Here is a 13,785-nt window from a genome sequence, read left to right as displayed (position 1 = left end):
GCCGCGTCAACTACCCACGGTGACGGCCGGTTACGGGGGCGCGCGGAGGGTTCGGGGGGTCCTCAGTATGTGACCGTGATGCGCCGCTCCGGTCCGTCCACGCGCACGGTGCCCCCGTAGGGGATCACCAGTTGCGGATCGGTGTGCCCGAAGTCCACGTCGAAGACGATCGTGGTGTCGGGAGCGTAGGCCCGCATGGCGCGCAGGACCGCCTCCCGCTGGTCGGACGCGTAACGAGCGGCCTCCTCAGGGGTGTTGGGCCGCTCGAAGGACCAGGTCTTCGGGCGGCCCATCAGCAGCGCCGGGAAGCGCCGGAGCAGCCCGCGCTCGCCCATGTTGCGCAGGGTGCTGAAGACCTCCGTGGCACTCGGCATGTCCTCCGAGGTCTCCAGCAGGAGCACACCGCCGTCGTACTCGGACGGGTCGTGCGCGATCTCGCGGTCGGCCATCAGCAGCCAGCCGAGGATCTCCAGGCAGCCGCCCCAACTGCGGCCCTCCACCACACGGTCGGCGTTGACCCAGGTCCAGCCGGTCCCGTCCCGGGTCTCCGGCTCGGCATCGAAGGTCTCCGGATCAGCCCAGTCCCGGTCGATGTCACGCCATCGCTCGGCGGGCTTCAGCTCGTACGGGCCGGAGGTGAACAGGGCCGCACGCAGGGAGTCGGCGGTCTGCGGGTGCAGGGCACCAGGACGGCCGAGCTCGCACATGACGCTCGCGCCGTGGAATCCGACGATGCCGCTGTTGCGCAGGAAGGCGAGCAGGTTGGTGTTGTCGCTCATCCCGAAGAACGGCTTCGGGTTCGCCCGGATCAACTCCCGGTCCAGCAGCGGCAGCACGGTGATCTGGTCGTCCCCGCCGATCGAAGCGATGACCGCCTTGATGTCCGGATCGGAGAAGGCGGCGTGGATGTCGTCGGCCCGCTCCCGGGGCGTCGAGCCCATCTTGCGCGTCGCCGGATACTCGACCGGCTCCAGCCCGTACTCCTTGCGCAGCCGCTCCAGCCCCAGCTCGTAGGGGAGCGGGAAGAGCCCCGGCAGGCCGGAGGAGGGGGAGATCACGGCGATACGGTCACCGGGGGACGGCTTGGGCGGGTAGGAGAGGCTCGTCATGCCGGGAGGCTACGGCCCGGCGGGCTGTCGGCGCACCGTGATAAACCGGGTCCGAGCAGCGGTCCGTCACGGGCCGCCCGACCCTGAACGGACCGGAGGAACCGTGCCCCGCACCCTGGCCAACGCCCCGATCATGATCCTCAACGGCCCCAACCTGAACCTGCTCGGCCAGCGTCAGCCGGAGATCTACGGCTCCGACACGCTCGCCGACGTGGAGGCCCTGTGCGCCAAGGCGGCGGCCGCCCACGGCGGCACGGTCGACTTCCGCCAGTCCAACCACGAGGGCGAGCTGGTGGACTGGATCCACGAGGCGCGGCTGAACCACTGCGGCATCGTGATCAACCCGGGCGCCTACTCGCACACGTCCGTCGCCATCCTGGATGCCCTCAACACCTGTGACGGCATGCCGGTGTTGGAGGTCCACATCTCCAACATCCACAAGCGCGAGTCGTTCCGGCATCACTCCTACGTCTCGCTGCGTGCGGACGGGGTCATCGCGGGCTGCGGAGTCCAGGGCTATGTGTTCGGGGTGGAGCGCGTCGCGGCGCTGGCGGGGGCGGGACAGGCGGACGCCTAGGCCCCGCCCGCGGTGTAAGCCCCGACGCACAGGGCGAGCGCCCCTTACATCCGCTACAGCCGCCCCGCCTCCACGATCCGCCGCAGGAAGCGCCGTGTGCGCTCCTGCCGCGGTTCCCCGAAGACCTGCTCGGCGGTGCCGCGTTCCAGCACCACGCCGCCCTCCAGGAAGCACACCTGGTCGGCGACCTCCCGTGCGAAGCCCATCTCGTGCGTGGCCAGCACCATGGTCATGCCCTCGTCCTTCAGATCGCGGACGACCGTGAGGACCTCGCCCACCAGCTCGGGATCGAGCGCGGCGGTGATCTCGTCGAGCAGCAGCAGCCGGGGGCGTACGGCCAGGGCACGCACGATCGCCACCCGCTGCTGCTGGCCGCCGCTCAGCCGGTCCGGGTACTCGCCCGCCTTCCCGCCCAGCCCCAGCCGCTCCAGCAGCTCACGCGCGCGTGCCTCGGCCTCGGCGCGGGGCAGGCCGTGCACCCGGCGCGGAGCGAGCGTGATGTTCTCCAGGACCGTCATGTGCGGGAAGAGGTTGTACGACTGGAAGACCACGCCGATCCGGCGGCGCACGGCGTCCTGGTCGACGCGCGGGTCGGTGATCTCCTCGCCGTCCAGCCAGATCGCCCCGTCGTCGATCTCCTCCAGCAGGTTCGCGCACCGCAGCAGCGTGGACTTGCCGGAGCCGGAGGCGCCGATCAGCGCGGTGACCGTGTGCGGGGCCACCTCCAGGTCGACGTCCCGCAGGACGACCGAGCCGCCGAAGGTCTTGCGGACGGACTCCATGCGCAGCACGGGCGCCTCGCTCATGTGGTTCCTCCCTGGGCCTGTCGGCGGTCCATCCGTGCCGTCACCCAGTCCGTGAAGCGGGTCATGGGGATGGTCAGCGCGACGAAGACCAGCCCCGCGACGATGTACGGCGTGTAGTTGAGGCTGCGTCCGACGATGATGTCGGCGGCCCGTACGGCGTCCACCGCACCGCCGATCGAGACCAGCCCGGTGTCCTTCTGGAGCGACACCAGGTCGTTCAGCAGCGGCGGCACCTGGCGGCGTACGGCCTGGGGCAGCACCACGTGGCGCAGCGCCTGACGGTTGCTGAGCCCGAGCGAGCGGGCCGCGGCGCGCTGCGAGGGATGCACGGACTCGATGCCGGCGCGGAACACCTCGGCGACGTACGCCGAGTACGTCAGGGTGAGCGCGGTGCCGCCGAGGAGCACCGGGTCGACGGTCACCCCCTGGAGCCGCAGCGCCGGGACGCCGAGGACCACGATCATCAGGTTGATGATGAGCGGCAGCCCCCGGAAGAAGTCCGTGTAGGCGGCGGCCAGGGCGCGCAGCGGGAAGAACACCGGGCCGCGCAGCGTCCGCGCGACGGCGATCAGCATGCCGAGGACGAGCACCGCGACACCGCAGATCAGCAGCAGCCGGACGTTCAGCCACAGCCCGTCGAGGACCTTCGGGAACGCCTCGCGCGCGTACCCCCAGTCGAAGAAGGTCTCCTTGGTGCGCGGCCAGCCCGGGGCGTTGACGACGACCAGGTAGAGGACCGCTCCGGTGACGAGGGTCGAGAGCGCGCCGATCGCGGTGGCACGCCGGGCCCGGGCGCGCTTGTAACGCTCACGGTCCAGGCGCCGCTGCGAGGGGACGTACCCGTCCGGCGCTTCGTGCTCGCCGGAGCCCTCCGCCAGCTCCTCCTTGTTCACCGTCACTTGAGCACCGGGGCGTCGACGGCGTCCGACAGCCACTGCTGCTCGAGCTTGGCGAGCGTGCCGTCCTCGCGCAGCGCGTCCACGGCCCGCGAGACACAGGGGGTGAGCGCGCTGCCCTTGTCGAGCACGAGGCCGAACTGCTCCGGCGTACCGCCCTGGCTCTCGAACTGGCCGACGATCGTCGCGTCCGTGATCTCGGCCCCGGTGATGTAGAAGGCCGTCGGCAGGTCGACGACGATGGCGCCGACCTGGCCGTTCTTCAGCGCGGACTTGGCCTGGTCGTTCTTGGCGTAGACGGCCGCCGTCTGCTTCGGCTTCACCACGTCGTCGATGTAGTCGAGGCTGGTGGTGCCGACCTGGGCGCCCAGCTTCACGTCCTTCAGGTCGGCGATGCTCTTCGCCTTCGCGGCCTTGGAGCCCTTCAGCGCGACGACGGCCTGGCGCACGTCGTAGTAGCCGGACGAGAAGTCCACGGCCCTCTTGCGTTCGGCGCTGACGGACACCTGGTTGATGTCGAAGTCGAAGGTCTTCTCGCCGGGCGCGAAGGCCTTGTTGAACGGGACGGTCTGCCAGGCGACCTTGTCCTTGCCGTACCCGAGCCGCTCGGCGACGGCGTACGCGACCGCCGACTCGAAGCCCTTGCCGCCGGCGGGGTCGTCGTCCTTGAACCACGGCTCGTAGGCGGGTTCGTCGGTGGCGATCGTCAGCTTGCCCGAGGTGTGGGTGGCCAACTTGCCCTTGGCGCAGGTGCTTCCGGCCGAAGCCGATGGCCCGTCCGACGCCTCCGGCTGCGGAGCACAGCTCACGGCGGCGGCGAGAAGGACGACGGCGGCGGCAGCGCGGCGCAGGGCGCGCGGGGCAGGATGCATGGCGCGAGATTGGCAGCCGACGGGCCCGTTTGTCGAGGTCACGACGGTAAGTGCTCGCATCGTGGGAGCGGGTGTTGCGTTCTTGTGAACACTTCCCGCCGCGCGCCGTGCCGGGCGGGTGCCGGGGCCGCCGGCCGAGGGCGGGGATCGACAGGCCGGCGGCCCATCCGCCCAGGAGCCGTCATCCTGCGCGGGGCTCCTACCAGTTGACCGCGCAACTACATGGAGGGGGAGCGCGCGCACGACACCGGCGTGTGTGAAGCGTTCACACGGGGCGCGTGCGCGGCTCGCGACTCACCGCGCCTGCGCCCCTGCGTGGCTTCTCACCCGCGGGCGGCATCACCCGCCGGCCTCGCCGTCCGCGCGCCTCACCACCCGCGCGCGTGCCACTCCGGCAGCTGCGGGCGCTCCGTGCCCAGCGTCGTGTCGTTGCCGTGCCCCGGGTAGACCCACGTCTCGTCCGGGAGGACGTCGAAGATCGGCCGTGCCCTTGTCAGTGGTGGCGCGGGCGAGGCAGCAAGGCGAACGCGCTCTCCGCGATCGAGGTCAGGCGGGCGGGACTGTGGCCGTACGCGCCTACGACATCGGTCCCGCGGATGATGGTCAGCAGAAGGTACGCAAGGTCGTCGGGATCCGCGTCGGGGTCGATGTCGCCGTTGCGCTGCGCCGCTCGCACACACTCGGCTACCGCCGTCGCGAGCACGGAGAAGCAGTCGTTGGCCAGGCGTTTCACCTCGGAGTCGGAGGCGCCGATCTCCAGGGCCATCTTGGCGGCGAAGCAGGCCGCCGCCGCCCGGTCAGGGGCGGGGGGTACGTCGGCGGCGAGTGGCACCCCGTGGACGGCGCGGAGCAAGTACGCGTGCAGTCGTTCCAGGGCACCCTCGTCCGGTCCGGCGAGCGCCTTCGGCGCAAACTGCCCCAGCCGGGCGAAGTAGCCGGCCATCGACTGCAGCAGCACGCCGTGCTTGCCGTCGAACGCGGCATAGAGGCTGCCGCGGCCCAGGCCGGTGGCGGCGCTGATGTCGTCGACGCTCGTGCCGTTGTAGCCCGAGGTGCGGAACTGCCGCTCGGCGGCGTGGAGGACGTGGTCGGGGTCGAAGCTTCGCGGTCTCGCCATACACCGAAGGTAAAGCCGACCCGCCGTTATTGACAACCCAGTACAGAACCATCTAGGTTTCTGACTGTTCAGTACACAACCATCCTGAGCTCACCGGACAGGGTGTGTGTACGCCTGGCGCGATGGAGAGCAACCCATGCTTTTGAACTCCTCCGCGCCCGGCGTTGCGACGCCTTCCAGGCCTGCAAGGCCCGGTCTGATCCTCGCGATCCTGGCGACGGCGAGTTTCATCGCCGGACTGGATCTGTACATCACGAACGTCGGGCTGTCCTCGGCGCGGGGCACTTCCTGAACCTCGAACAGCCCAAGACGGTCGCCGACCACATCCTCGGCTTTCTGAACAGCTGCCCCCCTCCAACCACCCAGAACTCGAAGGGTTGACCGAACCATGACTGATAAGGAAACGCAGGAGGCCATGGCTGTGGCGACTCCTCCGTACGCGAGCGACGCACTGGCCGAGGGGACCGTCGACGCGGTGGTGATCGGCGGGGGCGCCGCGGGGCTGAACGGTGCACTGATCCTCGCCCGCTCCCGCCGCTCGGTCGTCGTGATCGACAGCGGCTCCCCGCGCAACGCGCCCGCCGAGGCCGTGCACGGCCTCCTCGCCCTGGACGGCACCCCGCCGTCCGAGATCCTTCGACGGGGCCGGGAACAGGTACGCCAGTACGGCGGACGCGTCGTATTCGGCAAGGTTGTCTCGGCCGAGTCCGCCGCCCCGTCGGCGGACGGGGACCTGCGGTTCACCGTCACCCTGGCCGACGGCCGCAGCATCACCGCCCGCCGCATCCTGGTGGCCACCGGCCTCACGGATGTGCTGCCGGAGGTGCCCGGGCTCGCCGAGCACTGGGGGCACAGTGTGGTGCACTGCCCGTACTGCCACGGCTGGGAGGTGCGCGATGAGCCCATCGGCATCCTCGCCACCGGCCCGGCCTCCATCGGCCACGCGTATCTGTTCCGTCAGCTGACCGAGGACCTGACCTACTTCACCCACGGCACCGACCTGGACGAGGACAGCCGCGCCCGCTTCGCCGCCCGCGGCATCCGCGTCATCGACACCACGGTCACCGAGGTCGTCAACGATACGGACGGTGCCCTGGCCGGGGTGCGCCTGGCCGACGGCCAGGTCGTGGCCCGCCGCGTCGTTGCGGTCGCCGCGCCGATGCAGGCCCGCACCCAGGGCCTGGAAGGTCTGGGCCTGCCGGTGCAGGACCTGCCGAAGGGCCGCGGTTACGCCTCCGGCACGGCCGGCACCACTGAGGTGCCGGGTGTGTGGGTGGCAGGCAACGCCACCGATCTGGTCGCCCAGGTCGGGGCCTCCGCAGCGGCCGGCGCACTGGCCGGCGCCGACATCAACAGCGCGCTGGCCATCGCGGACACCGACGCGGCCCTCCAGGGGATCGCCGGGGGAAGCCCACAAGCGGCCACAGGATGATCTTGAAGCCCGGAGATCTCAGCCCGTCGCCCGCTCGCCTCACGGGCAATTACGTGATTCCGCTCGTCCGCCCCGTCCCTCTTAGGAGCTACTGATGCCCTTCCTTGCGAACACCCCCGTGGAGAAGATGACCGGGCCGTACGCGCGGCGCTGGTGGGCGCTGCTCGTGTTGTGCCTGAGCCTGCTGATCACGGTGATGGCGAACACGTCGCTGATCGTCGCCGCCCCCGATATGACCACCGACCTGGGCCTGAGCAGCAGTGATCTGCAGTGGGTCGTCGACTCCTACACCGTTCCGTACGCGGCGCTGATGCTGGTGCTGGGCGCGATCGGCGACAAGTACAGCCGGCGCGGCGCGCTGGTGCTGGGTCTGCTGATCTTCGCCGGCGGTTCGGTGATGGGGAGCATGGTCGACGAGACCTCACTGGTCATCGTGGCCCGCGCGATCATGGGTGTCGGTGCCGCGGTCGTGATGCCGGCCACGCTGTCCCTGGTGGTCGCGACCTTCCCCCGGAGCGAGCGGGCCAAGGCCATCACCGCCTGGGCCGCGACCTCCGGGGTGGCGGTAGCCGTCGGCCCGCTGGTCTCCGGCTGGCTGCTCGAGGACCACGCCTGGGGCTCGACCTTCCTGATCAACGTGCCGATCGCCGTCCTCGCCGTGTTCGGCGCGCTCGCCCTGGTACCGCCGTCCAAGGCGGAGGGCATGGGCCGGATCGACTACGTCGGTGGTCTGCTGTCGATCGTCACGGTCGGCTCCCTGATCTACGCCGCCATCGAGGGCCCGCACTCCGGCTGGGGCGCCGGCCCCGTCACCGCCGCTGTGGTCGCCGGTGTCGGTCTGGTCGCCTTCGTCGCCTGGGAGCTGCGGCACCCGCACCCGATGCTGGACGTCCGAAAGTTCGCGCTGCGGCCCTTCACCGGCTCGATGCTCGCGGTGATGTTCTTCTTCTTCGGCATGTTCGCCGTGATCTACTACGCGACGCAGTTCCTGCAGTTCGTCCTCGGCTACGGCGCCCTCGACACGGGTGTACGGCTGCTGCCGCTGGGCGGTGCGGTGTTCCTCGGGTCCGCACTGACCGGGATGCTCACCCCGAAGCTGGGTGTGAGGGTGATGGCCGTGACCGGCATGGCCGTCGGCACGGCGGGCATGTTCCTGCTCACCCAGATCGACAAGGGGTCGACGTACGGGGACTTCCTGGCGCCGCTGATGATGCTGGGCCTCGCGCTCGGACTGGCCATCTCCCCGGCGACCGACACGATCATGGGCTCCTTCCCCGAGTCCGAGCTGGGCGTCGGCGGCGGTGTCAACGACACCGCGCTCGAGCTGGGCGGGGCGCTGGGCATCGCGGTGCTGGGCTCGCTGCTGGGCACGGCCTACCGGGACGAGCTGACCGACCTGGTGGGCAACCGGCTCCCGGCGGAGGCGATGGAGACCGCCAAGGACTCGGTCGGCGCCGGCCTGGCCGTCGCGGAGCGGGTCGCGCAGGATCCCTCCGCCGGACCCCAGCAGGCCCAGGCCGCCGTGGACGCCGTCCACCAGGCCTTCGCCCACGGAGTCGCCCAGACCAGCCTCATCGGCGGGATCATCATGGCCGCCGGAACACTGATCGTCCTCGCGGTCCTGCCGGGCCGGCGCGGGTTCGCGAGGAAGAGCGCCGAGCCGGGGGCCGGGACGACGGCGAGCGAGGCGGCGACTGTGCGGGAGCACACCGGGTCCACCCGCTAGATCGCCGGCGGGGCGTCCACTGGATCGCCGGGGACGCGTCCGCCGGGTCGCCGGGCACCGCCTCCGCCTGATCACCCGCCAGGCGCGTCGGGCAGGAGCCCCGCGGCGAGACGCGCAGGGCGCGGGCGTGGTCCACGGTCCACGGCCCCGCGGATCCTCTGCCGGAGCACCTCACCGTCCTCGGCCTCCGGGCCGCCCCGGGGCTCTCCTGGGCGGCCCGGAGGCCAAGGGCGGTGAGGTGACAGCGGCGGTCGCAGCCCGCTTGAGCGCGGCCTCCATCTGCGTGCGGGTGTTTCGGGCCCGTAGTACGGCTGAGAGCCGAAGGGATGGATTGCGGAGAAGTGGGAGGTTCCGCTGCCTGCCAGGTGAACCCGGCCCGGCAGACCGCAGCCCATGCAACAGTCCCCCCCCGACCCTGGCGGTCACTGCTGCCGGCGTCGGTGACGGTGCTCTGGAGGCCACCGTCCGTGGGGTATGACCCTCCCGAGCGCGGAACGGGCCTGAACGCGCGACCGCCCCGTCTTCGGTTTCGAAACTGGGGCGGTCGTCGGTGGACGGTTACCAGCCTCGTGCGCGCCACTCCGCGAGGTGGGGCCGCTCCGTGCCGATGGTGGTGTCGTTGCCGTGGCCGGGGTAGATCCACGTCTCGTCGGGCAGGACGTCGAAGAGCTTGGTCTCCAGGCCGCCCATCAGGGAGTTGAACTCTTCCGGACGTGTTGTCCGACCGGGACCGCCCGGGAACAGGCAGTCCCCGGTGAACACATGGGGATGCCCGTGCGGGTCGTCGTAGACGAGGGCGATCGAGCCGGGCGTGTGCCCGACCAGGTGGCGCGCGGTGAGTTCCACGCGCCCCACCTGGATGGTGTCGCCGTCGTCGACCAGCACGTCGGTCCGTACCGGGATGCCGTCGGCGTCCTCCCGGCCCGCGTACGTGCGGGCGCCGGTGGCCGCCACGACCTCGGCGAGCGCCTGCCAGTGGTCGCCGTGCTGGTGGGTGGTGACGACGGACGCGATGCCGTCGCCACCGATCATGCCGAGCAGTGTGTGCGCCTCGTTCGCGGCGTCGATCAGCAACTGCTCGTCCGTGGCCCGGCAGCGCAGCAGATAGGCGTTGTTGTTCATCGGACCGACCGCGATCTTGGTGATCATCAGGTCCTTGAGCTCGTGCACGTCGGCAGGCCCGCCGACCGTCACCTCTCCGCTGTACGTCATGTCCGCCAGCCTATAGCCGGGGGGTGGTCCGGGTCCTAGAGCGGGGGCAGCGCCGGAAGCCGGCCCCCGGCCGCGGTCAGGCCGGTTCCGGCGCGGCGGCCGGCGAGCCAGCCCAGCAGATCGGCCGGGGAGCCGGTGACGGTCACCTCGGGCCCGTCGCCCTGCTCCCGTCCGGTGCTCCACGCGCGCGTGCCGTCCGTGAGGCGGGTGGGCGGTACGTCGGGATGCCCGGCGAACCGGTCGGCCAGGAAGACGATCTCCCGCTCGGTGAACTCCGCCGGCAGATCCTCCAGCTCGTACCCGATTCCCAGGTCCACGTGATGCAGCTCCACCTCCACCCACCGCCGGAACGGCACCCGGGACGCGGAGTCCGTGACCCCGTTGCGCAGCTTCACCGTGCGCGACCAGTCCGCCGGAGCGGCCCCGGTCTCCTGGAAGCGGGCCGCGCTCTCGCGCAGGTCGGCGAGCTGGACGTCCAGGGCGCGCGGGGCGTCCCGCTCGATGTCGCTGTCCCGGGCCTCGCCGGAGACGTACATGGGACGCCCCTCGAGGACGTTCACGAGGGCGTCCGCGTTGCGGGCGAGGTGGGCGAGGACGTGGCCGCGGGTCCAGCCGGGAAGCCGTGACGGCTGCGTCACAGACGCGTTGTCCAGTTTGCCGACTGCGATGAGCAGCCGGTCCGTAGCGTCACGTACAGACGCCAGGTCATGACCGTGATCAATCATGGTGCTGACCCTAGCCCCGCCACACCTTTGGGTGAAGGTGGTGAACGAGTGCCGTAAATCGAATGCACGTGCTATAGGGTCGGACGTGGCGTCGGGCATGCTGGAGAGCCGGGGTTTGTTGGCAACCCGTGAATCCGACCGGCGTTGTCAGTGGCTCCCCCTAGTCTGAGAAAGACGGGGGCCCCGCCCCTGTCACTTCTCTCAAGAAAGGTGCGGACCGGCGTGGCCGACCGTCTCATCGTTCGTGGAGCGCGCGAGCACAACCTCAAGAACGTCTCGCTCGACCTCCCGCGCGACTCGCTCATCGTCTTCACGGGCCTGTCGGGGTCGGGCAAGTCCTCGCTGGCCTTCGACACCATCTTCGCCGAGGGACAGCGGCGCTACGTGGAGTCGCTTTCCTCCTACGCCCGGCAGTTCCTCGGCCAGATGGACAAGCCGGACGTCGACTTCATCGAGGGCCTCTCCCCGGCGGTCTCCATCGACCAGAAGTCGACCTCGCGCAACCCGCGCTCCACGGTCGGCACCATCACCGAGGTCTACGACTACCTGCGTCTGCTCTTCGCGCGCATCGGCAAGCCGCACTGCCCCGAGTGCAGCCGCCCGATCTCCCGCCAGTCGCCGCAGGCCATCGTCGACAAGGTCCTGGAGCTGCCGGAGGGCAGCCGCTTCCAGGTGCTGTCGCCGCTGGTGCGCGAGCGCAAGGGCGAGTTCGTCGATCTCTTCGCCGAGCTCCAGACCAAGGGCTACTCCCGCGCGCGGGTGGACGGCGAGACGATCCAGCTGTCGAACCCGCCCACGCTGAAGAAGCAGGAGAAGCACACCATCGAGGTGGTCGTCGACCGCCTCACGGTCAAGGAGGGCGCCAAGCGCCGTCTCACCGACTCCGTGGAGACCGCCCTCGGCCTGTCCGGCGGCATGGTCGTGCTCGACTTCGTCGACCTCCCCGAGGACGACCCCGAGCGCGAGCGCATGTACTCGGAGCATCTGTACTGCCCGTACGACGACCTGTCCTTCGAGGAGCTGGAGCCCCGCTCCTTCTCCTTCAACTCGCCCTTCGGCGCCTGCCCGGACTGCTCCGGCATCGGCACGCGCATGGAGGTCGACGCGGAGCTGATCGTCCCGGACGAGGACAAGAGCCTCGACGAAGGCGCCATCCACCCCTGGTCGCACGGCCACACCAAGGACTACTTCGGCCGCCTCATCGGCGCCCTGGCCGACGCGCTGGGCTTCCGTACGGACATCCCCTTCGCGGGCCTGCCGCAGCGCGCCAAGAAGGCCCTGCTCCACGGCCACAAGACCCAGGTCGAGGTCCGCTACCGCAACCGCTACGGGCGCGAGCGCCGGTACACCACGGCCTTCGAAGGGGCCGTCCCCTTCGTGAAGCGCCGGCACAGCGAGGCCGAGAGCGACTCCAGCCGTGAGCGCTTCGAGGGCTACATGCGCGAGGTGCCCTGCCCGACCTGTGAGGGCACGCGTCTGAAGCCGATCGTCCTCGCGGTCACGATCATGGACAAGTCCATCGCCGAGGTCTCCGCGATGTCGATCAGCGACTGCGCGGACTTCCTGGGCGAGCTGAAGCTCACGGCCCGCGACAAGAAGATCGCCGAGCGCGTGCTGAAGGAGGTCAACGAACGGCTGCGGTTCCTGGTCGACGTCGGCCTGGACTACCTCTCGCTGAACCGCGCGGCCGGCACCCTCTCCGGCGGCGAGGCCCAGCGCATCCGCCTGGCCACCCAGATCGGCTCCGGCCTGGTCGGCGTCCTGTACGTCCTCGACGAGCCGTCCATCGGCCTGCACCAGCGCGACAACCACCGCCTGATCGAGACCCTGGTACGGCTGCGCGACATGGGCAACACGCTCATCGTCGTCGAGCACGACGAGGACACCATCAAGACCGCCGACTGGATCGTCGACATCGGCCCCGGCGCCGGTGAGCACGGCGGCAAGGTGGTGCACAGCGGCTCCCTGAAGGAGCTGCTCGCCAACGCCGAGTCCCAGACCGGTCTGTACCTGTCCGGCAAGAAGGCCATCCCGCTGCCCGACATCCGGCGCCCGCTGGACCCCTCCCGGCAGCTCACGGTGCACGGCGCCCGGGAGAACAACCTCCAGGACATCGACGTGTCCTTCCCGCTGGGCGTGCTCACCGCCGTCACCGGCGTGTCCGGCTCCGGCAAGTCGACCCTGGTCAACGACATCCTGTACACGCACCTGGCCCGTGAGCTGAACGGCGCGAGGAGCGTGCCCGGGCGGCACACGCGCGTGGACGGCGACGACCTCGTCGACAAGGTCGTGCATGTCGACCAGTCGCCCATCGGCCGCACCCCGCGCTCCAACCCGGCCACCTACACCGGCGTCTTCGACCACATCCGCAAGCTGTTCGCCGAGACCACCGAGGCGAAGGTCCGCGGCTACATGCCCGGCCGCTTCTCCTTCAACGTCAAGGGCGGCCGCTGCGAGAACTGCTCGGGCGACGGCACCATCAAGATCGAGATGAACTTCCTCCCGGACGTGTACGTCCCGTGCGAGGTCTGCCACGGCGCCCGGTACAACCGGGAGACCCTGGAGGTCCACTACAAGGGCAAGTCCATCGCCGACGTCCTGAACATGCCGATCGAGGAGGCCACGGAGTTCTTCGAGGCGGTCCCCGCGATCTCCCGCCACATGAAGACCCTGAAGGACGTCGGCCTCGGCTACGTCCGGCTCGGCCAGTCCGCGACCACCCTGTCCGGCGGTGAGGCCCAGCGCGTCAAGCTCGCCAGCGAGCTGCAGCGCCGCTCCACCGGCCGCACGGTCTACGTCCTGGACGAGCCGACCACCGGTCTGCACTTCGAGGACATCAGCAAGCTGCTGACGGTCCTGTCCGGACTGGTCGACAAGGGCAACACGGTCATCGTCATCGAGCACAACCTCGACGTGATCAAGACCGCCGACTGGATCGTCGACATGGGCCCCGAGGGCGGTGCCGGCGGCGGCCTGGTCGTCGCCGAGGGCACCCCCGAGCAGGTCGCCGCGGTCCCGACCAGCCACACCGGCAAGTTCCTCCAGGAGGTCCTCGGCGCCGACCGCATCAGCGACGCGGCCTCGGTGCCGGCACCGCGCAGGACGGCGGCGAAGAAGACGGTCGCGGCGCAGGCCCCGGCGAAGAAGACCGCCACCAAGAGGGTCAACAGCACCGCCACCAAGAAGGCGGCGGCCAAGACCACCAAGACCGCGAAGGCCGCCGCGAAGAAGACGACGCGGACGACCAAGGGCTGAGGGCTGCGCCGACGCGCCGGGCTCCATGGGAAGTTCCCGTGGGGCACGGCGCGTCGGT

Annotated in this window: 12 protein-coding genes and 1 pseudogene; 4 read left to right on the top strand and 9 right to left on the bottom strand. The window is 70.4% G+C overall.

From position 1 onward, the window contains the following. Positions 1-62: 62 nt before the first annotated feature. Positions 63-1,109: a S66 peptidase family protein gene (locus OHU35_RS10455; RefSeq protein WP_405505195.1), complete on the bottom strand. Its 1,047-nt coding sequence runs from the start codon at positions 1,107-1,109 to the stop codon at positions 63-65. 103 nt (positions 1,110-1,212) lie between these two features. Here OHU35_RS10455 and aroQ point away from each other — a divergent pair, with 103 nt between their 5' ends. Beyond that, positions 1,213-1,686, top strand: coding sequence for a type II 3-dehydroquinate dehydratase (aroQ, locus tag OHU35_RS10450; protein WP_184596819.1), 474 nt, complete (start codon positions 1,213-1,215; stop codon positions 1,684-1,686). Positions 1,687-1,739: 53 nt separating this feature from the next. Here aroQ and OHU35_RS10445 read toward each other — a convergent pair whose 3' ends face one another. The 6 genes and pseudogenes from OHU35_RS10445 to OHU35_RS10420 all read right to left on the bottom strand — a co-directional run bounded on the left by OHU35_RS10445 (position 1,740) and on the right by OHU35_RS10420 (position 5,767). Then, positions 1,740-2,492, bottom strand: a complete 753-nt coding sequence (locus OHU35_RS10445; RefSeq protein ID WP_189730968.1) for an amino acid ABC transporter ATP-binding protein — start codon at positions 2,490-2,492, stop codon at positions 1,740-1,742. Further along, entirely contained in the window at positions 2,489-3,391 is a 903-nt protein-coding gene (locus tag OHU35_RS10440) for an amino acid ABC transporter permease (protein WP_405505194.1), read from the bottom strand. Before OHU35_RS10440 ends, OHU35_RS10445 begins: the two co-directional genes overlap by 4 nt. Then, positions 3,388-4,260, bottom strand: a complete 873-nt coding sequence (locus OHU35_RS10435) for an ABC transporter substrate-binding protein (protein WP_405505193.1) — start codon at positions 4,258-4,260, stop codon at positions 3,388-3,390. The genes OHU35_RS10440 and OHU35_RS10435 overlap by 4 nt, the downstream gene beginning before the upstream one ends. A 368-nt stretch (positions 4,261-4,628) precedes the next feature. Continuing rightward, positions 4,629-4,739: pseudogene (locus tag OHU35_RS10430) on the bottom strand (MBL fold metallo-hydrolase); the annotation flags it as partial. Between the two features lie 14 nt (positions 4,740-4,753). Continuing rightward, the gene (locus OHU35_RS10425) at positions 4,754-5,377 is read right to left on the bottom strand and encodes a TetR/AcrR family transcriptional regulator (protein WP_359895285.1); all 624 of its coding nucleotides are present in this window, start codon (positions 5,375-5,377) and stop codon (positions 4,754-4,756) included. Between the two features lie 90 nt (positions 5,378-5,467). After that, positions 5,468-5,767, bottom strand: a complete 300-nt coding sequence (locus OHU35_RS10420) for a hypothetical protein (protein WP_405505192.1) — start codon at positions 5,765-5,767, stop codon at positions 5,468-5,470. Positions 5,768-5,792: 25 nt separating this feature from the next. On the opposite strand from OHU35_RS10420, the gene OHU35_RS10415 reads away from it, so the two are divergent. Both OHU35_RS10415 and OHU35_RS10410 read left to right on the top strand, forming a co-directional pair. Beyond that, positions 5,793-6,809, top strand: a complete 1,017-nt coding sequence (locus tag OHU35_RS10415; protein ID WP_405509203.1) for an NAD(P)/FAD-dependent oxidoreductase — start codon at positions 5,793-5,795, stop codon at positions 6,807-6,809. 94 nt (positions 6,810-6,903) lie between these two features. After that, complete coding sequence (locus OHU35_RS10410) at positions 6,904-8,535, top strand: MFS transporter (RefSeq protein ID WP_405505191.1); 1,632 nt, start codon at positions 6,904-6,906, stop codon at positions 8,533-8,535. 558 nt (positions 8,536-9,093) lie between these two features. On the opposite strand, the gene OHU35_RS10405 is transcribed toward OHU35_RS10410, so the two are convergent. Together OHU35_RS10405 and OHU35_RS10400 are read right to left on the bottom strand one after the other, a co-directional pair. After that, positions 9,094-9,747, bottom strand: coding sequence for an MBL fold metallo-hydrolase (locus OHU35_RS10405; RefSeq protein ID WP_189730979.1), 654 nt, complete (start codon positions 9,745-9,747; stop codon positions 9,094-9,096). A 35-nt stretch (positions 9,748-9,782) separates the two neighbouring features. Then, positions 9,783-10,472 carry a maleylpyruvate isomerase family mycothiol-dependent enzyme gene (locus tag OHU35_RS10400; protein ID WP_405505190.1) on the bottom strand — a complete coding sequence of 230 codons (690 nt, stop codon included), beginning with the start codon at positions 10,470-10,472 and terminating at the stop codon, positions 9,783-9,785. 222 nt (positions 10,473-10,694) lie between these two features. Here OHU35_RS10400 and uvrA point away from each other — a divergent pair, with 222 nt between their 5' ends. After that, the gene (gene uvrA, locus OHU35_RS10395; protein ID WP_189730983.1) at positions 10,695-13,727 is read left to right on the top strand and encodes an excinuclease ABC subunit UvrA; all 3,033 of its coding nucleotides are present in this window, start codon (positions 10,695-10,697) and stop codon (positions 13,725-13,727) included. The last annotated feature ends 58 nt before the right edge of the window (positions 13,728-13,785 follow it).

Source organism: Streptomyces purpurascens (genome assembly GCF_045040895.1).
Lineage (GTDB): Bacteria > Actinomycetota > Actinomycetes > Streptomycetales > Streptomycetaceae > Streptomyces > Streptomyces purpurascens.
The sequence above is the reverse complement of the archived record's forward strand: the minus strand, read 5'-3'. Positions and strand labels throughout refer to the sequence as shown.

Excerpts from the sequence above, each read along its gene's own strand:
- OHU35_RS10455 (WP_405505195.1), bottom strand. The coding sequence starts at position 1,109 with ATGACGAGCCTCTCCTACCCGCCCAAGCCGTCCCCCGGTGACCGTATC.
- OHU35_RS10445 (WP_189730968.1), bottom strand. The coding sequence starts at position 2,492 with ATGAGCGAGGCGCCCGTGCTGCGCATGGAGTCCGTCCGCAAGACCTTC.
- OHU35_RS10435 (WP_405505193.1), bottom strand. The coding sequence starts at position 4,260 with ATGCATCCTGCCCCGCGCGCCCTGCGCCGCGCTGCCGCCGCCGTCGTC.
- OHU35_RS10425 (WP_359895285.1), bottom strand. The coding sequence starts at position 5,377 with ATGGCGAGACCGCGAAGCTTCGACCCCGACCACGTCCTCCACGCCGCC.
- OHU35_RS10420 (WP_405505192.1), bottom strand. The coding sequence starts at position 5,767 with ATGGTTCGGTCAACCCTTCGAGTTCTGGGTGGTTGGAGGGGGGCAGCT.
- OHU35_RS10415 (WP_405509203.1), top strand. The coding sequence starts at position 5,793 with ATGGCTGTGGCGACTCCTCCGTACGCGAGCGACGCACTGGCCGAGGGG.
- OHU35_RS10410 (WP_405505191.1), top strand. The coding sequence starts at position 6,904 with ATGCCCTTCCTTGCGAACACCCCCGTGGAGAAGATGACCGGGCCGTAC.
- OHU35_RS10405 (WP_189730979.1), bottom strand. The coding sequence starts at position 9,747 with ATGACGTACAGCGGAGAGGTGACGGTCGGCGGGCCTGCCGACGTGCAC.
- OHU35_RS10400 (WP_405505190.1), bottom strand. The coding sequence starts at position 10,472 with ATGATTGATCACGGTCATGACCTGGCGTCTGTACGTGACGCTACGGAC.